The following is a 24916-nucleotide window of genomic DNA, read 5'->3' as shown; positions in this document are numbered from 1 at the left end:
AGGAAGACATCATGGATACGAGAGCAAGGCCGGATATCTCCGGCCGGATCGGCGCCCTGCGGCGCAAGCTTGCGGAAACCGGGCTCGACGGCTACGTCGTACCGCGCTTCGATGAGCATCAGGGCGAATATTGCGCGCCGCACGACAATCGCCTGGCTTTCGTCACCGGGTTCACCGGTTCCGCCGGCGTGGCGATCGTCATGCGCGACCGCGCCGCCATCTTCGTCGATGGCCGCTACCAGGTGCAGGTGCGCGACGAAGTGGATCTCGACACCTTTGCGATCGAGCACTTTTACGATGCTCCGCTCAAGGATTGGCTGAGGAACAACCTGCGCAAGGGCGAGCGTGTCGGCTTCAACGCCATGCTGCTGCCATCGACCTGGGATGCGGACTGCGGCCGTTCGGTCGAGGCGGCAGGTGGCCTTTGGACGCCTGTCGACGACGACCTTGTCGACGCGATCTGGGCCGATCAGCCGGAAAAGCCGCTCGGCAAGATCATGGCCTTTCCGGTTGCCTATTCGGGCGAAAGCGTCGCCGAGAAAAAGCGCCGCATCGCCGCCATGCTCGCGGAGCAGGGGGCGGATCTCCTGGTCGAGGCGCAGCCCGACAATATCGCGTGGTTCCTCAACGTGCGTGGTCGCGACGTTGCCTTCAACCCGATGCCGCAATCTTTCCTGATCTTCGACCGCGCCGGGCAAACCGAATGGCTTGTCGATCACCGCAAGCTGCCGAACGACCTCTCGGATTTCGAACTTGACGATGTCGCGATTGCCGAACCCTCCCAGTTGCTTGAGCGCGTGCGAACGATCGCAGCCGGTCGCACCGCACTGATCGATCCGGGCTTTGCCCCGTCTGCGACGGCTCATGCCACGCGCGCCGCCGGCGGGACTGTACAGCTTGCCCGAAGCCCAATCACGCTTGCCAAGATGCACAAGAACGCGACCGAGCTTGCCGGCTTTCGCGATTGCCACCGTCTCGATGGCGCGGCCTGGATCCGCTTTTTCGTCTGGCTTGAACAAAATGCCGCCGATCGGGATGCGAGCGGCCGGCCGGTGAGCGAACTGGAGGCGGAGGAGCGCATCCTCGGTTACCGGCAAATGGAGGAAAGCTTCGTTGAACCGAGCTTCCGATCGATCTCGGCGGCCGACAGCCATGCGGCGATGTGCCATTACGCCGCGACGAGCGAGACCAGTGCGCCGATCGCGAGAGGCGGGATCTATCTGCTCGACAGCGGCGGTCAGTATCTGACGGGCACCACCGACGCGACCCGCACGACCGCGATAGGTCCGGTCAGCGACGAGATCAGGCGTGCCTACACCGCCGTGCTCAAGGGGCTGATCTCCATGGTAACGCTGAAGTTTCCCAAAGGAACCTACGGTCATCAGCTTGACGCCTTCGCCCGTCGTCCCCTGTGGGATCTCGGGCTCGACTATGACCACGGGACTGGTCACGGCGTTGGCCACTTCCTTTCGGTCCATGAACAGCCCCAGCGCTTCGATCGGCGGGTGAACGAGATCGAGCTCAAGCCGGGCATGGTGACGACGATCGAGCCTGGTTACTACAAGGCGGGTGCTTATGGCATCCGCATCGAGAACCAGGTCGAGGTGGTAGACGACGGCGACGGTTTCTTAAGCTTCCGCAGCCTGACTCTGGTTCCGATCGATATGCGGTTGGCCGATGTCGGTCTGTTGACGCAAGCTGAGCGGCAGTGGATCGACGCCTATCACCGGCGTGTTGTGCAGGAGGTGGACGAACTGCTCGACACCGAAACCTTGACCTGGCTGGCGGCGCGAACTGCACCTGTTGGAGGCTGATCTTTAACCGCCTCCCGATCCGTTGTGACCGAGACCATTTGGTGTGACCGAAACCATTCATTCATACGGCGGGCCAGGTGTCCGCCGTTTCGCTTTTTCGACAAGCCACGTACCGCTAAAACCCCTTGGCTGCTTCGCAAGCAATGTAAGTCCCCCTTGCTTGCACATGCCATTTTGTGATAATTTTCACAAATACTGTTCGAGGCCACAGGGCAGCGAAAACGATCCGGACACGGAAGTAACCATGGTCAGCCGCAAGACAGCCCGCATCATCCAGCTCGCCGACGCGCTTTCGGGGCGGAGAGTTCTGCATCTGCGTGACGCTGCGGCCTTGCTTGGCGTCTCGGAAATGACGATCCGCCGCGACGTTGCCGACAATCCCGGTCAGTTCGCCTTTCTCGGGGGGCATATTGTGCCGGCGGGAGAGATTGAGCCCGATACGCCCTATGAACTGGCGCGCGAGGCCGACAGCCATGCCGCGGCCAAGCGCGAGGCCTGCGTCCATGCTGCCCGCCACATTTGTCCTGACGAGACCATTTTCATCGATTGCGGCACCACGCTGGAATACCTCGTCGATCTCATTCCGGAAAATTATTCAATAACTGCAGTGTGTTATTCGCTGAACGTGGCGGAGAAGCTGACGCACAAGCCAAATGTGCGGATCGTCATGCTGGGCGGCGTCTATCACCCGTCATCGGCATCCTTCTCTGGCAATTCCGGGCTGGAGACGCTGGATTCGCTCGGTATCAATGTCGCCTTCCTGTCGGCGGCCGGTGTCGATCCGGGCCGTGGTGCCACCTGCGTCCATTTTCACGAAGTATCGGTGAAGCAGAAGGTCATTTCACTTGCCCGCGAGAGCCACCTCGTCATCGACCTCAGCAAGATCGGCAAGCTGAAGCCGGCGTTTTTCGCACCCCTTCATGTCTTTCGCTCTGTCATTACCGAAGAGGGCGAAACCCTGGTGCCGGCGCAGTAATCGCGACCGGATCAAAAATATTACGAATTCGTCAAAATCCGGACGCTTCGCTTGACACCCTCAATATTTGATGGAATAGTCACAAAAAATCGGTAGAAAAATAACAAAATTGACGATCTCCACGGCTGCGCCCTGGGTGTAGAGTTGTGCCGTGACAGGGAGTTCAAGGAGCCATCGCTTGGAAGACCTAGCTGTGAAGTCAGGCGCGTCGAAAGTCGTGCCATCGCCGGCGGCGGGCCATAACTGGCCGCGTAACAACGGCATCGATCTCGATCTTGGGTGGGTGCTGGACCAGCGCGTCAACCTGTCTGCCGCCGAGCGCCGCGTCGCGACGCTGCCGGGCCGCCGGACGGTGAAGAAGGACGCGCAGGCCGCCTGGCTGCTGAAGGCCGTCACCTGTATCGATCTCACCACGCTTAATGGCGACGATACGACGGAGCGCGTCAAGCGCCTCTGCGCCAAGGCGCGGCAGCCCGTGCGCCAGGATATCCTCGATGCGATTGGCATGGGCGGCCGCGGCATCACGACCGGTGCGGTCTGCGTCTATCATCGTTTCGTTTCGACCGCCGTCGAGGCGCTTGACGGTTCGGGCATTCCCGTCGCCGCGGTTTCCACCGGCTTTCCGGCCGGTCTCATTCCGCATGACGTCAAGCTGCGCGAAATCGAAGCGTCCGTCGCCGATGGCGCCAAGGAAATCGACATCGTCATCACCCGCGAGCATGTGCTCACCGGCAACTGGCAGGCGCTCTATGACGAGATGCGTGACTTCCGTGCCGCCTGCGGCGATGCCCATGTGAAGGCCATCCTCGCAACCGGCGATCTGAAGACGCTGCGCAATGTTGCGCGCGCTTCGCTCGTCTGCATGATGGCGGGTGCCGATTTCATCAAGACCTCGACCGGCAAGGAAGGCGTCAACGCCACGCTTCTGGTAACGCTCGTCATGCTGCGCATGATCCGCGCCTATCAGGAACAGACCGGCCTCAAGGTCGGCTACAAGCCGGCCGGCGGCATTTCCGCGGCCAAGGACATCCTGAACTACCAGTTCCTGATGAAGGACGAACTCGGCCGCGAATGGCTCGAGCCGGATCTCTTCCGCATCGGTGCGTCGAGCCTGCTTGCCGACATCGAGCGGCAGCTCGAACACCACGTGACCGGCGCCTACTCGGCCCTCAACCGACACCCGATTGGATGATCCCGATGACTGTCGCAAGGTTTTTTGACGAAATGTCCTATGGTCCAGCGCCCGAAGCCGACACGGAAGCCCGCCAGTGGCTGGCACGCCACAAGGGCGAATTCGGCCACTTCATCAACGGCGCCTTTGTCGCGTCTGCTTCCGGCAAGACCTTCGAGACGAACGAGCCGGCAACCGGCAAGCTTTTGGCGAAAATCGCGCTCGGCGGTTCCAAGGACGTCGACGACGCCGTTGCCGCCGCCCGCAAGGCGCAAGGGCCCTGGGCGAAGCTGCCGGGCCATGCCCGCGCCCGCCATCTCTATGCGCTCGCCCGCATGATCCAGCGCCATGCGCGTCTGATCGCGGTGGTTGAGGCGATCGACAACGGCAAGCCGATCCGCGAAACCCGCGACATCGATATCCCGCTTGCCGCCCGCCACTTTTATCATCACGCCGGCTGGGCGCAGCTGCAGGAAACCGAATTTGCCGACCAGGTGCCGGTCGGCGTCGTCGGCCAGGTCATCCCCTGGAACTTCCCGTTCCTGATGCTCGCCTGGAAGGTCGCGCCGGCTCTGGCGCTCGGCAATACCGTCATCCTGAAGCCGGCGGAATTCACGCCGCTAACGGCGTTGCTCTTCGCTGAACTTGCTGCCGCTGCCGGTCTGCCGGCCGGTGTGCTCAACGTCGTGACCGGCGAAGGCGAGACCGGCGCGCTGATCGTCGAGCATTCGGATATCGACAAGATCGCCTTTACCGGCTCGACCGAGGTCGGCCGCCTCATCCGCGAGCGTACGGCCGGCACCGGCAAGTCGCTGACGCTCGAACTCGGCGGCAAGTCGCCCTTCATCGTCTTTGACGATGCAGATATCGACGGTGCCGTCGAAGGGGTTGTCGATGCCATCTGGTTCAACCAGGGCCAGGTCTGCTGCGCCGGTTCGCGCATCCTCGTGCAGGAAGGCGTGGCACCGCTCTTTTACGAACGCCTGAAGCGCCGCATGCAGACGTTGCGCGTCGGTCACCCGCTCGACAAGGCGATCGACATGGCGGCAATCGTCGCGCCGGTGCAGTTGCAGCGCATTGAAAGCCTGGTCGCCAAGGGCGTCGCCGAAGGAGCAGCCCTGCACCAGCCGTCGATCGAACTGCCGAAGGGTGGCAGCTTCTATCCGCCGACCTTGCTGACCGGCGTGCAGCCGACCTCGATCGTCGCGACCGAAGAGATCTTCGGCCCCGTCGCCGTCTCGATGACCTTCCGCACGCCGGAAGAGGCGATCCAGCTGGCCAACCACACGCGCTACGGCCTTGCCGCCAGCGTCTGGAGCGAGACCATCGGTCTGGCGTTGCATGTTGCGGCGAAGCTTGCTGCCGGCGTCGTCTGGGTCAACGCCACCAATCTCTTCGACGCGTCCGCCGGTTTCGGCGGCAAGCGCGAGTCCGGCTTCGGCCGCGAGGGCGGTCGCGAAGGCTGCTATGAATATCTGAAGCCCAAGGCATGGCTCGGCCGCAAGCTCAGGGCGGCGGTTGCCGAACCGACGCTGAAGCCGGTCGCTGGCGAGTTTGCCATGCCGACCGTCGACCGCACTGCCAAACTCTACATCGGCGGCAAGCAGGCGCGGCCGGACGGCAATTACAATCGCAACGTTCTTTCGCCCAAGGGCAAGGTGCTCGGCGAGGTCGGCGAGGGCAATCGCAAGGATATCCGCAACGCCGTCGTCGCGGCGCAGGCGGCATCCGTCTGGTCCTCGGCAACGACGCACAACCGCGCCCAGATCCTCTATTACATCGCCGAAAACCTCAGCGGTCGCGCCGATGAGTTCGCCGACCGCATCGCTGACATGACCGGTGCCTCGGCCGCCAACGCCAAGGCGGAGGTCGAGGCCTCGATCGCGCGCCTCTTCACCTACGGCGCCTGGGCGGACAAGTACGAAGGTGCCATTCACCAGCCGCCGCTGCGCGGCGTCGCGCTCGCCATGCCCGAAGCCATCGGCGTCGTCGGCGTCATCTGCCCGCCGGAAGCGCCGCTTCTCGGCATGGTCAGCCTCGTAGCGCCGCTGATTGCCGTCGGCAACCGCGTCGTCGTCGTCCCGAGCGAGCCGCATCCCTTGGCTGCGACCGATTTCTACACGGTTCTGGAAACGTCTGACGTTCCGGCCGGCGTGGTCAACATCGTCACCGGTTCGGCGCTTGAGCTGGCAAAGACGCTCGCAAGCCACAACGACGTCGATGCCCTCTGGGCCTTCGGTACGCCGGAGCTATCGACGCAGGTCGAGATGCTTTCGGCCGGTAACCTGAAGCGTACCTTCGTCGACTACGGCAAGGCGACGAACTGGCTCGATCGCGATGCGGCGGAGGGCCCGGCCTATCTGCGTCGCGCGACCGACGTCAAGAACATCTGGATCCCCTACGGCGAGTAAGGGACCCGCCATGCGCGAGGCGGGGGGAGCCGGCTTGCGCGATGGACATTTGAACAGTTGGGGAGACGCGTTTCTCCCGAGAGCGGAAACGCATATGGCGCGGCTGCGACGGCATGGCGCCTGGAGGAGGACTGTATGCTGAAGAATATCGACCCGGCTCTGAACGCTGATGTGCTGCATGCACTCAGATCCATGGGGCACGGGGACACGCTGGTCATATCCGACACCAATTTCCCGTCCGACTCTATCGCCCGCAAGACGACGCTCGGCACGCTGCTGCGGATCGACAATGTCTCGGCGGCGCGTGCGGTCGAAGCGGTGCTTTCCGTGCTGCCGCTCGATACGCCGCTGCAGCCTTCCGCAGGCCGCATGGAGGTCATGGGTGCGCCCGACGAAGTCTTGCCGGTGCAGCAGGAGGTCCAGGCCGTGATCGATAGCGCCGAGGGAAGACCGGCGCCGATGTACGGCATCGAGCGCTTCAAGTTCTACGAGGAAGCAAAAAAGGCCTATTGCGTGATCACCACGGGTGAAACGCGGTTCTACGGCTGCTTCCTCTTCACCAAGGGCGTGATCCCGCCCAAGACCTAAGCGAACCGCCTGCGCGATCGCCGCGCAGTGTTAGACGACACATGAAATCGCGAGAGATTGCCTGGGCACGCCGTTCCTGCGGTGCGGTCGCAGGGGGAGGCTTGAATGAAGGTTGGTGTTTCGATCCTGGGTATCTTCGTGGCCGATACGGCCTATCTGGCGCGGCGCATGCCGGTTGTCGGTGAAACGATTACCGGCAGCGGCTTTTCCGTCGGACCAGGCGGCAAGGGCTCGAACCAGGCGGTTGCCTGCGCCCGAGCCGGCAGCCCGGTTTCCTTCATTTCGAAGCTAGGCCGCGACACCTTCGGCGAGATGGCGCTGCGCACCTATGCCGAAGCCGGCGTGACGCCGAAGATCGTGCAGATGGACGATCTGCCGACGGGGGCTGCCTTCATCTACGTCAACGACCAGAACGGCGAAAACGCCATTATCGTCTATCCGGGTGCTGCAGGCTCGATCGGAGTCGATGACGTCGAAGCCGCTCGGGAAACGATAGAGGCGTCGCGCATCTTCGTGACCCAATTGGAGCAGCCGGTCGCGGCAGCTCAGCGCGCGCTCGAGATCGCGCGCGCCGCCGGCGTCACCACCGTCTTCAATCCGGCTCCGGCCGAACCCTTCCCGGACGCAATCTATCCGCTCTGCGACTATCTCGTGCCGAACGAAACCGAGGCGGCAGCCATCGTCGGCTTTTCGTTGTCCTCCGAGGACGACATTCGTCGCGCTGGTGACGTGCTGCTGAAGAAGGGTGCCGGAACGGCGCTGATCACGCTCGGCGAACGCGGCGTGCTCTATCACAACCACGAGCAGTCGGTGCTGGTGCCGGCGATCGCCAGCGGGCCGGTGATCGACACGACCGGGGCAGGGGATGCTTTTGTCGGCGGCTTCTCTGCAGCGCTGGCGCGGGATCTCGCGCCGGTTGAGGCCGTGCGCTTCGGTTGCGCGACGGCCGGCATCGCGGTTACCCGCCGCGGCACGGCGCCCGCCATGCCGACGCTTGGCGAGATCGAGGCGCTTCTGGCGAGAGGGGCGGCCGCATGACGCGCAACGACCCGATCAAGCACTTCTTCATCTGGCCGGCGCTCCTCATCGTCCTTTTGATCTCGATCTTTCCGCTCGTCTATTCGCTGACGACCAGCTTCATGAGCATGCGGCTCGTGCCGCCGACGCCGGCGCGTTTCGTCGGCTTCGGCAACTACATCGACCTCCTGCAAAACCCGCGCTTCTGGCATGTGGCAGGCACGACGACGCTGATCGCCTTCATCTCCGTCGGGCTGCAATATGTGATCGGTCTCTCGGTGGCGCTGGCACTGAATTCGCGGGTTCCGGGCGAGGGGATCTTCCGCGTGAGTTTCCTGTTGCCGATGCTGGTGGCACCGGTTGCCGTCGCGCTGATTGCCCGCCAGGTGCTCAATCCGACGATGGGGCCGCTCAACGAGCTGATGACTGCGCTCGGATTTCCCAATCTGCCTTTCCTCACGCAGACGAGCTGGGCGCTCGGCTCGATCATCGCCGTCGAGGTCTGGCAGTGGACGCCGTTCGTCATCCTCATGCTGCTTGCCGGGTTGCAGACCCTGCCGGATGATGTCTACGAGGCAGCCGCGCTCGAAAACGCCACGCCCTGGCAGCAGTTTCGCGACATCACCTTTCCGATGCTGTTGCCGATCTCGGTCGCCGTCGTCTTCATCCGCCTGATCGAGAGCTACAAGATCATCGACACGGTCTTCGTCATGACCGGCGGCGGGCCGGGGATTTCGACCGAGACGCTGACGCTCTTTGCCTATCAGGAAGGCTTCAAGAAGTTCAATCTCGGCTACACGTCGGCGCTCTCCTTCCTGTTCCTGATCGTCATCACCGTGATCGGCCTCGTCTATCTCGCGATCCTCAAGCCCTATCTGGAGAAGCACAAATGAGCGTGCGCACTCTCAAGGGAAAACGGCGCTGGCTGGCGCTCGGCGGCTGCCTCGTCTGGCTCGCCATCACCTTCTTTCCGCTCTACTGGGTGCTGATCACCTCGTTCAAGACGCCGATCGCCGTCGTCGGCGGCCCGACCTATCTGCCTTTCGTCGACTTCGAGCCGAGCCTGACAGCCTGGAGCGAGCTACTGTCGGGCCAGCGCGGTCAGTTTTTCAACACCTTCCTGGCGTCGACGATCATCGGTCTTTCGGCATCGATCGCCGCGACATTCATTGGCGCCATGGCGGCCTATGCGCTGGTGCGCTTCACCTTCCGCTTCCGTCTGCTCTCGGCGCTAATCTTCGTGGCGATCGCCTTCGGCGGCTTCCTTGTCGGGCGCCATGTGCTTGGCTACGGCCAGGGGATTTCGCTAATCTACGCCTTTGTCGCAGCGCTTGCGCTTGCGGTGATCTCGAGCCGCTTTCGTCTGCCTGGGCCGGAACTCGGCAACAACGACATCGTTTTCTGGTTCGTCAGTCAGCGCATGTTCCCGCCGATCGTCGCCGCTTTCGCGCTCTACCTGATGTACACGGAGATGGGCAAACTCGGCTTCAAGCTGGTCGACAGCTACATCGGCCTGACCTTCGCCTACATCGCCTTCTCGCTGCCGATCGTCATCTGGCTGATGCGCGACTTCTTCGAGGCGCTGCCGGTCGAAGTCGAGGAAGCGGCGATGGTCGACAACGTGCCGTCCTGGCGGATCTTCTTCGGCATCGTGCTGCCGATGTCGAAGCCGGGGCTGATCGCCACCTTCATGATCACGCTCGCCTTCGTCTGGAACGAGTTTCTCTTCGCGCTGTTCCTGACCAATTCCAAATGGCAGACGCTGCCGATCCTCGTCGCCGGCCAGAATAGCCAGCGCGGCGATGAATGGTGGGCGATCTCCGCTGCCGCTCTCGTTGCCATCATCCCGATGATGGTCATGGCCGGGCTTTTGAGCCGGCTCATGCGCTCCGGCCTGCTACTCGGAGCGATCAAGTAAACCAACCACTTTGGCATGTATTCATTCACAGGGAGGATAGAATGAGGAAATTGCTACTGGCATCTGCATCTCTCGGCGCACTCGCGATGGGGAGCGCGGGAACGGCGCTTGCCTGCGAACCGGACTACACCGGCGTCGAGCTGACGGCAACGACACAGACCGGCCCCTATATCGCCTCGGCGCTGCAACTCGCGGCCAAAGGCTGGGAGGAAAAGACCTGCGGCAAGGTCAAGGTCGTCGAGTTTCCGTGGTCGGAACTCTACCCGAAGATCGTGACGTCGCTGACCTCTGGTGAAGACGCGTTCGACGTGATTGCCTTTGCGCCTGCCTGGGCGCCTGATTTCACCGACTTCCTGTCGGAAATGCCGGCCGACATGCGCAAGGGCGCCGATTGGGAGGATATCGCGCCTGTCTATCGCGAACAGCTGATGGTCTGGAACGGCAAGGTGCTGTCCCAGACGATGGACGGCGACGCCCACACCTACAGCTACCGCATCGATCTCTTTGAGAACGCCGACAACCAGAAGGCGTTCAAGGCGAAGTACGGCTACGACCTGGCGCCGCCGAAGACCTGGAAGCAATATCTCGACATCGCCGAATACTTCAACCAGCCGACCAACAACCTCTGGGGTACGGCCGAAGCCTTCCGTCGCGGCGGCCAGCAGTTCTGGTTCCTGTTCAGCCACGTTGCCGGATATACCAGCCACCCGGACAATCCCGGCGCCATGTTCTTCAATCCGGAGACGATGGACGCCCAGGTCAACAATCCCGGCTGGGTTCGTGGCCTCGAGGAGTACATACGCGCCTCGAAACTCGCGCCGCCGAACGCGCTGAACTTCTCCTTCGGTGAAGTGAACGCCGCCTTCGCCGGCGGGCAAGTGGCGGAATCGATCGGCTGGGGCGATACCGGCGTCATCGGCGCGGACCCGAAGCAGTCTAAGGTCGCGGGCAATGTCGGCTCGGCGCCATTGCCGGGATCGGACGAGATCTGGAATTACAAGACCAAGAAGTGGGACAAGTTCGACCATGTCGTCCAGACCTCGTTCATGGCCTTCGGCGGCTGGCAGGCGGCGGTTCCAGCGACATCGACGAAGCAGGAAGCGGCCTGGAACTATATCCAGTATCTGACGAGCCCGGCCGTCTCCGGCCAGGCGGCAATCACCGGCGGCACCGGGGTCAACCCCTATCGCATCTCGCACACGACGAACCTCGATCTCTGGTCGAAGATCTTCTCCGAGCGCGAAGCGAAGGAATATCTCGGCGCACAGAAGGACGCGGTGACCGCCAAGAACATCGCGCTCGACATGCGCCTGCCCGGCTACTTCTCCTACACGGAAGTGCTGGAGATCGAACTCTCCAAGGCGCTTGCCGGCGAAGTGACGCCGCAACAGGCGCTCGATAGCGTCGCCGAGCAGTGGAACAAGCTGACCGACGAATTCGGCCGTGACAAGCAGCTTGCCGCCTATCGCGCATCGATGGGGCTGCCCCAGGAATAAAGGCAACCGAGGGCCCGCCCCGAGGCAATCGGGGCGGGCCTTTTGATACCGGTGGTCGGTCTTGTTCGGATCGTCCACTCAATGTCCCGGACGCCACGCGCCGGGTACCGTCAGCAGCAAAGGCTTCCGCATGTCACAGGTCCGACTGGAGCAGATCACCAAGTCCTTCGGGAACGTCACCGTCATTCCACCGCTCGATCTTCAGATCGCCGATCGCGAATTCGTCGTGCTCGTCGGGCCGTCCGGTTGCGGCAAGACGACGACCCTTCGGATGATTGCCGGCCTCGAAACGGCGTCGTCGGGTTCGATCAATATCGGCGACCGCGACGTCACGGAGCTGCGGCCGGGCCTGCGCAATTGCTCGATGGTGTTTCAGAACTACGCGCTCTATCCGCACATGACGGTCGCCGAAAACATCGGCTACGGCATGAAGGTGCGGGGCACGCCCAAGGCCGAGATCGACAAGGCGGTCGCAGACGCGGCGCGAATTCTCAATCTCGGTGCATACCTTGCTCGCAAGCCGAGCGCACTTTCCGGCGGCCAGCGCCAGCGCGTGGCGATCGGCCGAGCGATCGTGCGCCAGCCCGATGTCTTCCTCTTCGACGAGCCGCTGTCAAATCTGGATGCCAAGCTGCGCATCGAAATGCGCACCGAAATCAAACTGTTGCATCGGCGTCTTCAGACAACGGCCGTTTACGTCACGCACGACCAGGTGGAAGCGATGACCATGGCCGACCGCGTCGTCGTCATGAACCAGGGCCGCATCGAACAGGCGGCCGATCCGATTACGCTTTACGAAGCGCCGGCCAATCTCTTCGTCGCCGCCTTCATCGGCGCGCCCAGCATGAATTTCATCGAGGGCCGGCTCGAGCGCGGCGATGGCGGGCTCACATTCAGGGCGGAAGGCGATGTTGCTATTGCGGTTCCGGAGAGCCGCGTGGAAAGGCTTGGTGCCTTTGTCGGCAAGGACGTCGTGCTTGGCATCCGCCCGGAACATACGATGGCCGCGGACGCTGGAGCGCCAACCGTGAAGCTGACGGTGCGCGACGTCGAGCCGCTTGGGCCTCACACGCTGGCGCTCGGCAAGGTGGGCCAAGCCGCCTTCACGGCGCAGGTTCACGCTGCGTCACGCATCGGCCCAGATGACCAGATCGAGGTGCCGATCGAGGCGGCGAAGATACACTTCTTTCTGAAGGAAACTGGCAAAGCGATCGGCCGCTGACCGGCAAGGGGGGCCGAAGGCGCTGACGCCTTCGGCCAGTCTTGTTACTTCTGCTCGGCGCGCGCGGCGGCGAGGAAGGCGAGTTTCGCCGGCATTTCCAGATGCTTGGAGAGCGCCACGCGTTCGGCCGTGTAGTGATGCTCGACGTCGAGGCAGTTGACGGTGCCGAGCAGCTCGCCGCCGACCACGACCGGGATGTTGGCGACCGAGCCGCAGCCAAGCGACCAGATGGTCTCGTGGTCGCCGAAAACCTTCGAGATGTCGACGATGGTGTTGGCGACAAAGGTCTGGTGCGCCTTGTGCACGATGTCGAACCAGCTGTCGTAGCGGATCGGTTTGGTGCCCGAGGTCGGGTATTCCTCGGGGTGCGAGGTGTAGGCGCGACGGGCGACTTCATTGACCATGTCGACGGTCATGATGGTGAAAAGCTTGGCGCCGATCACCTGGCGGCAAAGCGTCTGCAGCGCGGTCCATACCGCGTCGGCATCGGTGGTCTTGGCAATGGCCGCGTCGAATTCCGCCAGTGCGGCAGCGATCTGTTCACTGTTCATGCTATGTCCTTGGAGTTACGCGATTTTGTAGAGCGGAACATGGGCGAGAAACCACCCAAATTTTCCGTGTCCCGCTCTAGTTGGCATGCGCGGCGCTGATCTGCATCAGCTCGCGCGAATAGGGTTCCTTGAGATCTCCGCGCTTGAGATCGGCGACATCGGCCACTTCGACGATGCGACCCTGCCGCATGACGGCGAGGCGATCGCAGAGGAAGGAGACAACGGCCAGGTTGTGGGTGACCATCAGGAAGGTGAGGTTCTGCTCGCGCCGCAGGCGCTTCAACAGATTGAGGATTTCAGCCTGGACCGACACGTCGAGCGCCGAGGTCGGCTCGTCGAGCAGCAGCACCTTCGGCTTCAGCATCAGCGCACGAGCGATCGCCACACGCTGGCGCTGGCCGCCCGAAAGCTGATGCGGGAAGCGGAAGCGGAACTTGCGGTCGAGACCGACCGAGGCCATCACCTCCTCGATCCGCGCATTGCGGTCGCCGATGCCATGGATCGTCAGCGCTTCGCCGAGTGTGGCGTCGACCGTCTTGCGTGGGTGCAGCGAACCGTATGGATCCTGGAACACCATCTGGCACTGGCGCGAGAAGGCGCGGTCGATGCCGTGGCCGCGGGGCGAGCCGAGCACCGTGATTTCTCCTGACCATTCCGGCGCCAGACCGGCGATGGCCTTCAGCACGGTTGATTTACCCGAGCCGCTTTCGCCGACGAGGGCAAAGCTCTCGCCGTCGGCGATGTCGAGATTGACGTCGTGGGTGATCTGCACATCACCATAGGAGATGTCGAGGTTCTTGAGAGAGAGCGCGGTCATGCCTTGGCCCATGCGCTGCGGTCGAGCACCGGCAGCTCGTCCCGTGTTTCGTCGAGGCGCGGGATCGAGGCGATGAGCCCGCGCGTATAGGGGTGCTTGGCCGCCATCAGTTCGCCGGCCTTGCATTCCTCAACCACCTCGCCGGTGTTCATGACGAGGATGCGGTCGCAATAGCTGGAGACGAGGTTCAGGTCGTGGCTGATGAAGATCAGCCCCATGCCCTTGCGCTTCACCAGTTCGTCGATGATGTCGAGCACCTGGGCCTGGACAGAGACGTCGAGCGCTGAAGTCGGCTCGTCGGCAATCAAGAGGTCCGGCTCCGGGATCAGCATCATCGCGATCATCACCCGCTGGCCCATGCCGCCGGAGACTTCGTGCGGATAGAGCTTGGCGACGCGTTCCGGATCGGCGATGCGCACCGATTCCAGCATGGCGAGCATGCGGCTGTTGACCTCGCGGCGTGGCAGCTTCTGGTGCGTCAACAGTGCCTCGGCGATCTGCTCGCCGATGGTCATGACCGGATTCAGCGAGAACTTCGGGTCCTGCATCACCATGGAGATGCGGGCGCCGCGAATGGCGCGCATCTGCCGTTCGGATTGCTTCAGAAGGTCGATGCCGTCGAAGACGAGCTTGTCGGCGGTGACGCGACCCGGCGCCCGGATGAGCTGCAGGATCGAGCGGCCGGTCATCGACTTGCCCGAGCCGCTCTCGCCAACGATGCCGAGGCGCTCGCGGCCGAGCGTGAAGGAGATGCCGCGTACCACTTCGAGGTCGCCACGGGGGGTCGGGAAGGTGACGCGCAGGTTTTCGATTTCGAGAAGATTGCTCATCAACGCTGCTCCCCACTCTTCGGGTCCAGCACGTCGCGCAGACCATCGCCCAGGAAGCAGAAGCCGAGGCTGACGAGAATGATGGCAAAGCCCGGCATGGTTGCGACCCACCACTGGTCGAGAATGAACGAACGGCCACGCGAGATCATCGCGCCCCATTCGGGAAGCGGCGGCTGGGCGCCAAGACCGATGAAGCCGAGGCCGGCGGCCGTCAGGATGATGCCGGCCATGTCGAGCGTGACGCGGACAATCATCGACGAGGTGCAGAGCGGCAGCACGTGGCCGAGATTGACGCGCAGGCTCGAAGCGCCGAGTAGCCGCACCGCCGAAATGAACTCGGAGTTCTTGAAGGTCAGAGTTTCTGCCCGGGCGACACGGGCGTAGCCCGGCCAGGAGGTGATGGCGATGGCGATGATCGCATTTTCGATGCCGGGGCCGAGGGCCGCGACGAAGGCGAGCGCCAGAATGAGCTTCGGCAGCGACAGGAAGATGTCGGTGATGCCCATGAGGATGCGATCGACCCAGCCGCCGAAATAGCCGGCGGCAACGCCGATCACCAGGCCGGCGGGGGCTGCGAGCACGGCAACGAGCGTGACGATGGCGAGCGTGATGCGTGCACCGTAGACGACGCGGGACCAGATGTCGCGACCGAGCTCGTCGGTTCCCATCCAGTGGGCGGCACTCGGCGGCAGCAGGCGTTCGCCGAGCGATTGGCGCAGCGGATCATGGGTGGCGAGCCAAGGCGCGAACAGAGCGGTCAACACCAGGGCCAGGATGATGATAGCGCCGACGACGGCAAGCGGATTGCGCATCAGCGCGCCGAAGATGCGGTAGAAACGTCCGAGGCGGGCCTGCATCGGCGAGGCGGGGCTGTCGTCGATCAGCCAGTCGCGAAGTGTGGTCATGTCCGCCTCCTCTTAGCGTGCACGCGGATCGAGCACGCGATAGAGCACGTCCGAAATCTTGTTGATGCCGATGAAGACCGCACCGATGACGAGGGTCGAGCCGAGCACCGCCGACATGTCGGCGTTGAGCAGGGCGACGGTCAGGTAGTTGCCGATGCCCGGCCAGGAGAAGATCGTCTCGATCATGACGGAGCCTTCGAGCAGGCCGGCATAGGAAAGGCCGATGACGGTGATCAGCGGCACGCGGATCGGCCGGAAGGCGTGGCGCCAGATGACGAGGCGCTCCGGCACGCCCTTGACCCGCGCGGTGGTGACATATTCCTGGCTCAACTGGTCGAGCATGAAGGAGCGGGTCATGCGGGCGATATAGGCAAGCGAGAAAAAGCCGAGGCAGGAGGCCGGAAGGATCAGGTGCCACACGGCGTTGCGGAAGATCTCCCATTCGCCGACGATGATGCTGTCGATGAGGATCAGCCCTGTGATGGGAGAAACCATGCCGTCATAGAAGATATCGACGCGTCCCGGACCGCCGACCCAATTCAACCGTGCATAGAAGACGGCGAGACCGACAAGGCCGAGCCAGAAGGCGGGCACCGAATAGCCGAGCAGGCCGACGACGCGGATGCCCTGATCGAGCCACGAGCCGCGGCGGGCGGCTGCAAAAACGCCGAGTGGGACGCCGATCAGCACGCCGAGAATGATGCCGAGTGTCGCCATTTCGAGCGTCGCCGGAAAGACGCGGGCAAGGTCTTCGATAACCGGCTTGCCGGTGGAAACCGAGGTGCCAAAATTGCCGGTGGCGACATCGCCGACATAGCTGACGAACTGAGTGATCAGCGGCTGGTCGAGCCCCATTTCCTGGCGGACGCGCTCATAGACCGCAACGGGCGCGCGGTCGCCGACGACAGCGAGAACCGGGTCGATCGGCACGATGCGGCCGATGAAGAAGGTGATCGCGAGCAGGCCAAGGAAGGTTATCGCGAGCGTAACCAGGAAGCCCGCCAATGAGGTAAGGCGCTGCCGGCTCCGGCTAGGTCTGGAGGCGCGGCGTACCGGCGTTGCTGCTGTGGTGCTGTCATTTGCCACGTGGCGATTCCATCCCTCTTCGCTTGCGGTCTGTCCTGTCGATACCGCAAAAATTCGCTTGGAGTATATAAATAAGTTTGCTTAAATCAAAAAAATTTTACTGGGGGAGGAGAGCGTGAGCGTTCCGTCGGATGACGAAGCCACGTCCGGGAAAAGCACCGGGGCAGGGCAGCCGAAGGTGGGCGCGCTGGTGCGCGCGCGCCGGCGGCAGATGCATATGACGCTGCAGGCGCTGAGCGATGCGGCGGGCGTTTCCGTCGGTTATCTCAGCCAGATCGAGCGCGATCTCGCCATGCCCTCGCTTGGCACGCTGGCCCAGATTGCCCAGGGGCTCGGCGCCGAGCTCAACCACTTCATCCTCGCCCCGGCGATCGATACCGGCCTCTCGCGCGCCGAGGGGCGCATGGTGTTTTCGGTCGGCGGCTCGCCGGTTTCCTATGAGCGGATCGGCGCCGATTTTGCCGGCAACCAGCTTTCGAGCTTCGTCATCACCATTCCGCCGGGACACCGTTCCGAGGTCTTCAGTCATGAGGGCGAGGAGCTTGTCTACATGCTCGAAGGGGAGATCCTGTTCGGGCTCGACGGCGACGAGACCACGCTTTCCCCGGGCGACGGCCTGCATTTCCGCGGCATCCAGCCTCACTTTTGGTGGAACAAGACCGACAAGCCCGTGCGGCTGATCTGGACCGGCACGCTGCCGCTCTTCCGCTTGCGGGCATCGCAATCCAACGAGACCGGCGCGCCGCAAAAGGCGCTGAAGCCGGCGATGACAAAAACCAAGCCTCATCGAAAATAGGAGAATGATGATGAGAATGTTCAAGGCCGCGGTGTTCGCGGCGTCCCTGATGATGAGCGTATCGCCGGCGGCGCTCGCCGAAACGCCGGCGGAAGTGCTGGTCGTGGCGCAGAACATCGACGACATCGTCAGCATCGACCCGGCCGAAGCCTACGAGTTTTCTTCGGGCGAATACGTCACCCAGACCTATGACCGCCTGGTGCAGTACGATGCGCCCGACGTGAAGAAGCTGGCGCCGGGTCTCGCCTCCGAATGGACGGCCGACGATGCCGCCAAGACGATCAACTTCACGCTGCGTGATGGTGTCACCTTCACGTCCGGCAACCCGCTGCGCGGCGAAGACGTCGTCTATTCCTTCAAGCGCGTCGTCGTTCTCAACAAGGCCCCGGCCTTCATCCTGACGCAGCTCGGCTGGACGCCTGAGAACATCGACAAGATGGTGACCGCCGACGGCAACAAGGTCACGATCAAGTATGAAGGCGACTTCTCGTCGGCCTTCGTTCTGAACGTTCTTGCCGCCCGCCCGGCTTCGGTGGTCGACGCGGAAACCGTCAAGGCCAACGAAGCCGATGGCGACTTCGGCAATGCGTGGCTCAAGGCCAATTCGGCCGGCACCGGTCCCTTCGTGCTCAAGGCCTTCCGCGCCGGCGAGCTCCTGAACCTGCAGAGCAACCCGAACTATTTCGGTGGCGCTCCGGCAATCAAGGGCGTGATCATCCGTCACGTGGCCGAAGCTGCAACGCAGCAGCTGATGCTGCAGACCGGCGACGTCGACATGGCCAAGAACCTGACGCCGGACCAGGTTTCGGGTCTCGAAGGCAAGGACGGCATGAAGGTCGAATCCTACCCCCAGGCCGCCGTGCACTTCCTGTCCTTCAACCAGAAGAACACAGCCCTGCAGCCGGAAGCCGTCTGGGAAGCTGCCCGCTACCTCGTCGACTACAAGGGCATGACCGACAGCTTCCTCAAGGGCCAGATGGAAGTTCACCAGGCCTTCTGGCCGAAGGGCTTCCCTGGCTCGCTCGATGAAACGCCCCACAGCTACGATGTCGAAAAGGCGAAGAAGATCCTCGCCGACGCCGGAATCAAGACGCCGATCAAGGTAACCCTCGACGTCATCAACTCGACGCCGTTTACCGACATGGCACAGTCGCTGCAGGCTTCGTTCGCCGAAGCCGGCATCAACTTCGAGATCATCCCGGGCACCGGCAGCCAGGTGATCACCAAGTACCGTGCGCGCACCCACGAAGCCATGCTGCTCTATTGGGGGCCCGACTTCATGGACCCCCATTCGAACGCCAAGGCCTTCGCCTATAACGAAGACAATGCCGACGACAAGTATCAGTCGACGACCACCTGGCGTAACGGCTGGGCCGTGCCGGCGGAACTCAACGAAGCGACCAAGGCAGCGCTCAAGGAAGCCGATCCGGCCAAGCGCGATGCGCTCTATGTCGACCTGCAGCGCAAGGTGCAGGAAAAGTCGCCGATCGTGATCATGTTCCAGGCAGCGACCCAGGTCGCGATGAAGGACAAGGTCGAGGGCTACGTCAACGGCGCGACGTCGGACTTCGTGTTCTACCGCCTGGTGAAGAAGAACTGATCGAGCGTCGCTCTTGCGCCGTTCTTCAAAGGCGCACATATCAACGCCCTGGGCCTTGCGGCCCGGGGCGACGTGTTTCTGCCGACAACGATGGTGTCGGTTCCGAGAATTCTGGGAAGGTTTGCGAGATGGCGGATGTGAAAGTGAGAACGCGTGAAACCGGTGCGACGGCCGTGGTCGGCAGAACCGGCTTTCCGCATGTGACTTCGGTGACCGGCGGCGAACTCGATATCGTTACCGGCCCGTCGCAGGCGGGTTACGGCCCGCTCGATCTGCTTTACGCCTCGCTCGCAAGCTGCCTGGTCTTGAGCGCCCGCATCGCAGCCAGCCGCTACGGCGTGCTCGACCGGTTGACGGAGGTAAGTGCCAAGGTGACCGGCGAGAAGGCCCATGACGAACCCTCCCGCGTCGCCAAGTTCAACATCGTCTTCGACATCAAGGGCGATTTCGACGATGCGGTCCGTCATGCGATCGCGGAAGCCGCCGAAAATGAGATCTGCACTGTCAGCAACACCATTCGCGGCAATCCGGAGTTCGTGACTGAGTTCAGGCACTGACGGTCATCGACCTCAGGCCTAAACATCAAGGGCGGGCTGCCACCGGCAGCCCGCCCTTTTTGCGCACAACTATGGGGAAGAACTCAGGCTGGCTGCGGCACCAGCGCTTCCGGCTGGCGCCGACCGATTGTCAGGACCAGCATTGCCGCGACGATGCAGAGCATGCCGGCGGCGATCAGCGCCGGCGTGTAGGTTTCGAGCGACGTCCGGCTCGCCCCGGCAAGGAAGGTCGCACTGGCTGCCCCGAGCTGATGGCCGGTAAAAACCCAGCCGAAGACGAGGCTGGCCCGTTCCGGGCCGAAGCGTTCGGCTGAGAGCTTCACGGTCGGCGGAACCGTCGCGACCCAATCCAGGCCGTAGAAGATCGCGAAGATTGACAGCGTGTAGATGTTGAAGCCGCTGAGCGGCAGGAACATCAGCGAAAGGCCGCGCAGACCGTAGAACCAGAAGAGCAGCCAGCGGTTGTCGTAGCGATCCGACAGCCAGCCGGAGCCGACGGTCCCGATGAGATCGAACACGCCGATCAGCGCCAGGAGGCTGGCCGCGGCGACGGCGGCAATACCCACATCACCGCAGATCGAAACCCAATGGGTCTGGATCAGGCCGTTGGTGCTGAAACCGCAGACGAAGAAGGTGGCGAACAACACCCAGAAGGTGTTGGTCTTCGCGGCATCGGAAAGCGCCCTGATCGGTGCCATCAGCAGAGCCCCGAAGCTCTTTGCCTTCGGTGGTGCCGGCACCATCTGTTTCGAGCCGAAGGGCGCGAGGCCGAGATCACCAGGGCGATCCTGCATCAGCAACAGGACCAGTGTGAAGGCTGCCATGAGGATGACGATGATCAGCGTCAGTGCCGAGCGCCAGCCGATCGTTTCCGTGAGAGACGCGAGCAGCGGCAGGAACACCAGCTGCCCCGTGGCGTTGCTGGCAGTCATCAGCCCCACGACGAGCCCGCGTCGCTTGTCGAACCAGCGTGTCGCGACCGTCGCGCCGAGAACCAGCGCCGTCATGCCGGTGCCGACGCCCAGCACCACGCCCCAGATCGCGACCAGGTGCCAGAGCTCCGTCATGTAGAAGGAGGCGGCGATGCCGGCGATGATCAGGACCAGCGCCGCGGAAACGACCGGGCGTACCCCGAAGTGGTTCATGAACGATGCTGCGAACGGTCCGAGCAGACCGAACAGGCAAAGGCGGATCGCCAGCGCCAGCGAGATCTGGGCATTCGACCAGCCGAACTCGGTTTCAAGCGGCTTGATCAGCACGCCGGCCGAGCCCATCGCTCCCGCAGTCGACAGCATGACCAGGAAGGTGACGGCGGCCACAGCCCAGCCGTAATGGATATTGCGTTTGGCTAGATAACGCGCAAGCGCCGGACCGAGCATAGTCGACTTCCTTTCGTCCGTGTTTTCGGGGTGTGCGAAGGCGCTGCGCGGGCTTTCGGAGCGCATTTCGCAGGTTGAATGGTTGTTTGGCAGTTTGTTACCGGTTCATTGGCAAGCCAGTTTGCCTAGAGCGCCAGCAGCAATTCCTCTAGCTGGGCGGCCGCGTCCGTCCCCAATCGTACCTCGATCTTGTCCTGTGCGGCCTGCCAGAGCGGCGCGCCGTCAACGAGAATCCGGTGGCCGTTTTCCGTAAGTTCAACAATGGCCTCCCTCTGATCTTTCCCGCTTCCGGTTGCCGCCAGCCCCATGCCCTCCAGCACCTTGACGTTGCGGCTGACCGTCGAGCGTTCGAGTTCGATCTTGCGGCCAAGCTCGGTCATCGAGATCGGCTCATCGCGCGCGATGTGCCGAAGCAAACTGAACTGGGCGAGGTTGAGACCGATCGGTTGCAGCGCGTCGTCGTAGACCGACGTCACTCTCCGGGTGGCTTTGCGTAAAAGGGCACAGTAGCAACGAGACATGATACGTGTATATACACGCAAACTGGTCAAGTCAAGCGTCACGGCGAGCTATCTCGTGCCAGGCAGTGAGCGATCGCGGCGCCGTTCAGGTCCTGGATCTCAGTCGACGAACGGTTCCAGTTCCTTGTCGAATTCGACCTCGACGACGTTGTTGAAAAGCGCAGTCGCCACCATGATGCCCGAGAAGGCGACGAGATCGACCAGCGCCTTGGCATCGTAGCGCGCCTTGAGGCCTGTCCAGATCGCGTCCGGAACGGCATTGCTATCGGCGACGATGGCGCGGCCGAAGGCGATCAGCCGCTGCTCGTCTTCGGTGGGCGTAACGGTATGGAAGTCGATGCCGGCATTTGCGAAGGCGCGGCGAAAGAAGCCCATGGCGATCGGCGATCGCATGGCCTCGGAAATCGCGTGCGACAGAAACCAGATCTCACTGTCGTTCAACGCCGGGCGCAATTCCTCGCGCAGCGTGAACCATTCGGCGTAGATCCGGTGCGCTACCGGAGAATGCAAAAGCGTGCGTTTCATGTTGGTCATGCGTCCGCGCACGCGCACCTCTTCGTCATGGGCGGCGCGGATTTCGTCGGAAGCGCTGTCGTAGTCGATCTGGGGAATATGGCTCATGGGTCTTACCGGTCTTGAATGGCGCGCGGGCGGCGCGCTTGTGATGGTGGGGGATCAGACGGTGCTGAGCAGAATGCTCGTTTCGCTGTTCGATACGCCATCGACGTCGCGCACTTCGCGCAGGATGCGGTCGAAATCGCTGAGGCTGTTGGCGCGGATTTCGGCGACCAGATCCCAGCCGCCATTGGTCGTATGCAGCGCGTAAAGCTCGGGCAGGCCGCGCAGGTATTTGATCACCTTGGTGGTGTTGCGGCCGCTGACCTCGATCATCATAATCGCACGGATGGCGCGATCGTCGTAATCCTGCCGCACGCGCAGCGTGAAGCCGAGTACCGCACCGCTTTCCAGCAATCGGTCGATGCGTGTCTGCACCGTCGCCCGGGAGATGCCGAGCACCGTCGCGATCTTGGAGTAGGGGGCGCGCCCGTCTTCTCGCAATAGCGAGATGAGCTGGTGATCGAGGTCATCAAAGATATGCATGAAAACTGTATATTACGATTACGCAAATTGCTCAATATGTCCGCCAATTTTGCGCAAGTTTAAAATTTCAACTCACTTCTTGCAAGCCTAGGCTGACTTCATCGAATTTCTCCGATGGAGTTTTAAACGTGGTTCAGTATGTCGGTGTCGGCAACGTAATCGAGCTGGTCAAATCGATCGGCATTGAGACGTTCCTTGTGGGTCTTGCGGAATACATCGAGGATGATTTCCGCCGGTGGAACGCATTCGAGAAAACGCCGCGGCTCGCGAGCCACTCGAAGACCGGCGTCATCGAGCTGATGCCGACCTCGGACGGCGAGCATTACGGCTTCAAATATGTCAACGGCCACCCGAAGAATCCCAATGTCGGCCTGCAGACGGTGACAGCCTTCGGTGTTCTCTCCGATGTCAGCACCGGCTATCCCTGCCTCGTCTCCGAAATGACGATCATGACCGGTCTGCGCACGGCGGCCACCTCGGCGCTCGCCGCAAAGTACCTCGCTCGCCCCGACGCCCGCTCGATGGCAATCATCGGCCTCGGCGCCCAGTCTGAATTCCAGGCGCTTGCCTTCCGTGCCCTGCTCGGCGTCAAGCGGCTGCAGGTCTTCGACATCGACGCCGAAGCCGCCGAGAAGTTCTGCAACAACCTCGCCGACATGGATTTCGACATCGTCGTGGCCGCGACGGCGGAAGAGGCCGTTGCCGGCGCTGACATCATCACGACGGTCACGGCCGACAAGCGCAACGCCACGATCCTCTCCGACAATATGGTCGGCGCCGGCGTGCACATCAATGCGGTCGGCGGCGATTGCCCCGGCAAGACCGAACTGCAGGGCGATATCCTGCGCCGCGCCGACGTCTTCGTCGAATATCCGGAGCAGACCCGCATCGAAGGCGAGATCCAGCAGATGGCGCCGGATTTCCCAGTGACCGAACTCTGGCAGGTGATTGCCGGCGAGGCCGAAGGCCGCCGCAGCAACGGTCAGATCACCATCTTCGATTCCGTCGGTTTTGCCACCGAAGACTTCTCGGCACTGCGCTTCCTGCGCGACAAGATCCAGGGCACGGCGTTCTACACCGAACTCGACCTGACGACGCAGCCGGAGCACCCGCGCGATCTCTACGGCCTTTTCCGGCAGCAGCCGGCGGCCCCGTCCGAGCGGAGCGCTGCCTGAAATGAAGAGACTGTCCGTACAGGCGCCGAAGGGCGTCGTGATGATCCGTCCGCACCATTTCGGCCCGAACCCGATGACGGCCGAGGACAACGCCTTCCAGGCGACCGACGCGGCACGCCAGCCGTCGGCGATCGCCAAGGCCGCTTACGATGAAGTCAGCCGCATGGCTGACGGGCTCGCCGGTGCCGGCGTTGCCGTGCACCTCTTTGAGGATGAAACGACGACGCGTCCCGACTCCGTCTTCCCGAACAACTGGTTCTCGACCCATTCCGGCGGCCATGTGGCGATCTATCCGATGTATTCGGAAAGCCGCCAGAGCGAACGCCGCTCCGACATCATCGAGATGCTGAAGAACGAGTATCGCGTCCAGGACGTGATCGACTATTCCGGTCTCGAAAAGGACGGCGTCTATCTCGAAGGCACCGGCGCCATGGTGCTCGACCATATTGGTCGCGTCGCCTATGCCGCGCGCTCCAACCGCACCAATGAAGTGGCGCTGGAGCGTTTCTGCACCCACTTCAACTTCGAGCCGATGATCTTTGGCGCCGTCGACCGCCTGGGCAACTCGATCTATCACACCAACGTTTTGATGTGCATCGGCACCGAATTCGCCCTCATTGGTGCGAGCATGATCCCCGATGTTGCGCGCCGCCAGGAAATCTGCGCCCGGCTGGAGGAAACCGGACGCCAGGTGATCGACCTGACGCTTGAGCAGATTGAAAACTTCGCCGGCAACGCCATCGAGCTCGACGGTGCGGACGGTCGCGTCGTGGTCATGTCGGCCCGCGCGCTCGCCTCGCTCCGCCCCGATCAGATCAAGGCGCTCGAAGTCTCCGCCCGCGTGCTCGCCTTCGACGTGCCGACGATCGAGCTTGCCGGCGGTTCCGTGCGCTGCATGCTCGCCGGCGTTCATTTGTCACGAAGAGAACCGGCCGGTACGCAAAAGCTTTACGCCGCTACATCCGATCGATAGAAGCACCTCATC

The 24916-nt window shown here is 62.7% G+C and carries 24 protein-coding genes; 15 read left to right on the top strand and 9 right to left on the bottom strand.

Annotation, left to right across the window (positions count from 1 at the left end):
• Positions 1 to 11: 11 nt before the first annotated feature.
• The 10 genes from IB265_RS14035 (at position 12) to IB265_RS13990 (ending at position 12613) form a co-directional block, all read left to right on the top strand.
• Positions 12 to 1814 (top strand): aminopeptidase P family protein, encoded by a 1803-nt coding sequence (locus IB265_RS14035; RefSeq protein WP_057249199.1) that lies wholly within the window; start codon positions 12 to 14, stop codon positions 1812 to 1814.
• A gap of 244 nt (positions 1815 to 2058) precedes the next feature.
• Positions 2059 to 2790, top strand: coding sequence for a DeoR family transcriptional regulator (locus IB265_RS14030; protein WP_057249198.1), 732 nt, complete (start codon positions 2059 to 2061; stop codon positions 2788 to 2790).
• A 178-nt stretch (positions 2791 to 2968) separates the two neighbouring features.
• Positions 2969 to 3982 carry a deoxyribose-phosphate aldolase gene (gene deoC / locus IB265_RS14025; RefSeq protein ID WP_112996928.1) on the top strand — a complete coding sequence of 338 codons (1014 nt, stop codon included), beginning with the start codon at positions 2969 to 2971 and terminating at the stop codon, positions 3980 to 3982.
• Positions 3983 to 3987: 5 nt separating this feature from the next.
• Positions 3988 to 6372 (top strand): aldehyde dehydrogenase family protein, encoded by a 2385-nt coding sequence (locus IB265_RS14020; RefSeq protein WP_113132674.1) that lies wholly within the window; start codon positions 3988 to 3990, stop codon positions 6370 to 6372.
• 135 nt (positions 6373 to 6507) lie between these two features.
• Positions 6508 to 6960 carry an RbsD/FucU family protein gene (locus tag IB265_RS14015; protein ID WP_057249195.1) on the top strand — a complete coding sequence of 151 codons (453 nt, stop codon included), beginning with the start codon at positions 6508 to 6510 and terminating at the stop codon, positions 6958 to 6960.
• A gap of 105 nt (positions 6961 to 7065) precedes the next feature.
• Positions 7066 to 7998 (top strand): ribokinase, encoded by a 933-nt coding sequence (rbsK, locus tag IB265_RS14010; protein WP_112996930.1) that lies wholly within the window; start codon positions 7066 to 7068, stop codon positions 7996 to 7998.
• Positions 7995 to 8870, top strand: a complete 876-nt coding sequence (locus IB265_RS14005) for a carbohydrate ABC transporter permease (protein WP_057249193.1) — start codon at positions 7995 to 7997, stop codon at positions 8868 to 8870. The genes rbsK and IB265_RS14005 overlap by 4 nt, the downstream gene beginning before the upstream one ends.
• The gene (locus IB265_RS14000; RefSeq protein WP_057249192.1) at positions 8867 to 9895 is read left to right on the top strand and encodes a carbohydrate ABC transporter permease; all 1029 of its coding nucleotides are present in this window, start codon (positions 8867 to 8869) and stop codon (positions 9893 to 9895) included. Before IB265_RS14005 ends, IB265_RS14000 begins: the two co-directional genes overlap by 4 nt.
• 41 nt (positions 9896 to 9936) lie before the next feature.
• Entirely contained in the window at positions 9937 to 11391 is a 1455-nt protein-coding gene (locus IB265_RS13995) for an ABC transporter substrate-binding protein (RefSeq protein WP_112996932.1), read from the top strand.
• 130 nt (positions 11392 to 11521) lie between these two features.
• Positions 11522 to 12613, top strand: a complete 1092-nt coding sequence (locus IB265_RS13990) for an ABC transporter ATP-binding protein (protein WP_192494836.1) — start codon at positions 11522 to 11524, stop codon at positions 12611 to 12613.
• Positions 12614 to 12657: 44 nt separating this feature from the next.
• Here IB265_RS13990 and IB265_RS13985 read toward each other — a convergent pair whose 3' ends face one another.
• The 5 genes from IB265_RS13985 to IB265_RS13965 form a co-directional block, all read right to left on the bottom strand.
• Complete coding sequence (locus tag IB265_RS13985) at positions 12658 to 13164, bottom strand: GAF domain-containing protein (RefSeq protein WP_057249190.1); 507 nt, start codon at positions 13162 to 13164, stop codon at positions 12658 to 12660.
• A 76-nt stretch (positions 13165 to 13240) separates the two neighbouring features.
• A complete protein-coding gene (locus IB265_RS13980) occupies positions 13241 to 13981 on the bottom strand; it encodes an ABC transporter ATP-binding protein (RefSeq protein WP_057249276.1) in 741 nt (246 codons plus the stop codon).
• Positions 13978 to 14811 carry an ABC transporter ATP-binding protein gene (locus IB265_RS13975; RefSeq protein ID WP_057249189.1) on the bottom strand — a complete coding sequence of 278 codons (834 nt, stop codon included), beginning with the start codon at positions 14809 to 14811 and terminating at the stop codon, positions 13978 to 13980. Before IB265_RS13975 ends, IB265_RS13980 begins: the two co-directional genes overlap by 4 nt.
• Positions 14811 to 15716, bottom strand: coding sequence for an ABC transporter permease (locus tag IB265_RS13970; protein ID WP_057249188.1), 906 nt, complete (start codon positions 15714 to 15716; stop codon positions 14811 to 14813). The genes IB265_RS13975 and IB265_RS13970 overlap by 1 nt, the downstream gene beginning before the upstream one ends.
• 12 nt (positions 15717 to 15728) lie before the next feature.
• Positions 15729 to 16721: an ABC transporter permease gene (locus IB265_RS13965; RefSeq protein WP_210334511.1), complete on the bottom strand. Its 993-nt coding sequence runs from the start codon at positions 16719 to 16721 to the stop codon at positions 15729 to 15731.
• Positions 16722 to 16917: 196 nt separating this feature from the next.
• Between IB265_RS13965 and IB265_RS13960 the strand changes: the two genes are divergently transcribed.
• The 3 genes from IB265_RS13960 to IB265_RS13950 all read left to right on the top strand — a co-directional run bounded on the left by IB265_RS13960 (position 16918) and on the right by IB265_RS13950 (position 19755).
• Complete coding sequence (locus tag IB265_RS13960) at positions 16918 to 17598, top strand: helix-turn-helix domain-containing protein (protein WP_057249186.1); 681 nt, start codon at positions 16918 to 16920, stop codon at positions 17596 to 17598.
• A 10-nt stretch (positions 17599 to 17608) separates the two neighbouring features.
• The gene (locus IB265_RS13955) at positions 17609 to 19198 is read left to right on the top strand and encodes an ABC transporter substrate-binding protein (protein WP_192494835.1); all 1590 of its coding nucleotides are present in this window, start codon (positions 17609 to 17611) and stop codon (positions 19196 to 19198) included.
• Positions 19199 to 19326: 128 nt separating this feature from the next.
• Positions 19327 to 19755 (top strand): OsmC family protein, encoded by a 429-nt coding sequence (locus tag IB265_RS13950; protein ID WP_057249185.1) that lies wholly within the window; start codon positions 19327 to 19329, stop codon positions 19753 to 19755.
• Positions 19756 to 19838: 83 nt separating this feature from the next.
• Here the strand turns inward: IB265_RS13950 and IB265_RS13945 are convergent, their stop codons facing one another.
• From IB265_RS13945 to IB265_RS13930, 4 genes are all read right to left on the bottom strand, one after another.
• On the bottom strand, positions 19839 to 21134 hold the full coding sequence (locus IB265_RS13945) for an MFS transporter (protein ID WP_192494834.1): 1296 nt from the start codon (positions 21132 to 21134) through the stop codon (positions 19839 to 19841).
• Between the two features lie 125 nt (positions 21135 to 21259).
• Positions 21260 to 21655 (bottom strand): MarR family winged helix-turn-helix transcriptional regulator, encoded by a 396-nt coding sequence (locus IB265_RS13940; protein ID WP_057249273.1) that lies wholly within the window; start codon positions 21653 to 21655, stop codon positions 21260 to 21262.
• 99 nt (positions 21656 to 21754) lie between these two features.
• On the bottom strand, positions 21755 to 22276 hold the full coding sequence (locus IB265_RS13935; RefSeq protein WP_057249184.1) for a hypothetical protein: 522 nt from the start codon (positions 22274 to 22276) through the stop codon (positions 21755 to 21757).
• Between the two features lie 54 nt (positions 22277 to 22330).
• On the bottom strand, positions 22331 to 22756 hold the full coding sequence (locus IB265_RS13930) for an Lrp/AsnC family transcriptional regulator (RefSeq protein WP_057249183.1): 426 nt from the start codon (positions 22754 to 22756) through the stop codon (positions 22331 to 22333).
• A 92-nt stretch (positions 22757 to 22848) separates the two neighbouring features.
• On the opposite strand from IB265_RS13930, the gene IB265_RS13925 reads away from it, so the two are divergent.
• Positions 22849 to 23931 carry an ornithine cyclodeaminase gene (locus IB265_RS13925; RefSeq protein WP_057249182.1) on the top strand — a complete coding sequence of 361 codons (1083 nt, stop codon included), beginning with the start codon at positions 22849 to 22851 and terminating at the stop codon, positions 23929 to 23931.
• Between the two features lies 1 nt (position 23932).
• On the top strand, positions 23933 to 24904 hold the full coding sequence (gene ctlX / locus IB265_RS13920; RefSeq protein WP_057249181.1) for a citrulline utilization hydrolase CtlX: 972 nt from the start codon (positions 23933 to 23935) through the stop codon (positions 24902 to 24904).
• The last annotated feature ends 12 nt before the right edge of the window (positions 24905 to 24916 follow it).

The organism is Ensifer sp. ENS10 (genome assembly GCF_014852025.1).
In the GTDB taxonomy this organism is placed as follows: Bacteria; Pseudomonadota; Alphaproteobacteria; order Rhizobiales; family Rhizobiaceae; genus Ensifer.
The sequence above is the reverse complement of the archived record's forward strand: the minus strand, read 5'-3'. Positions and strand labels throughout refer to the sequence as shown.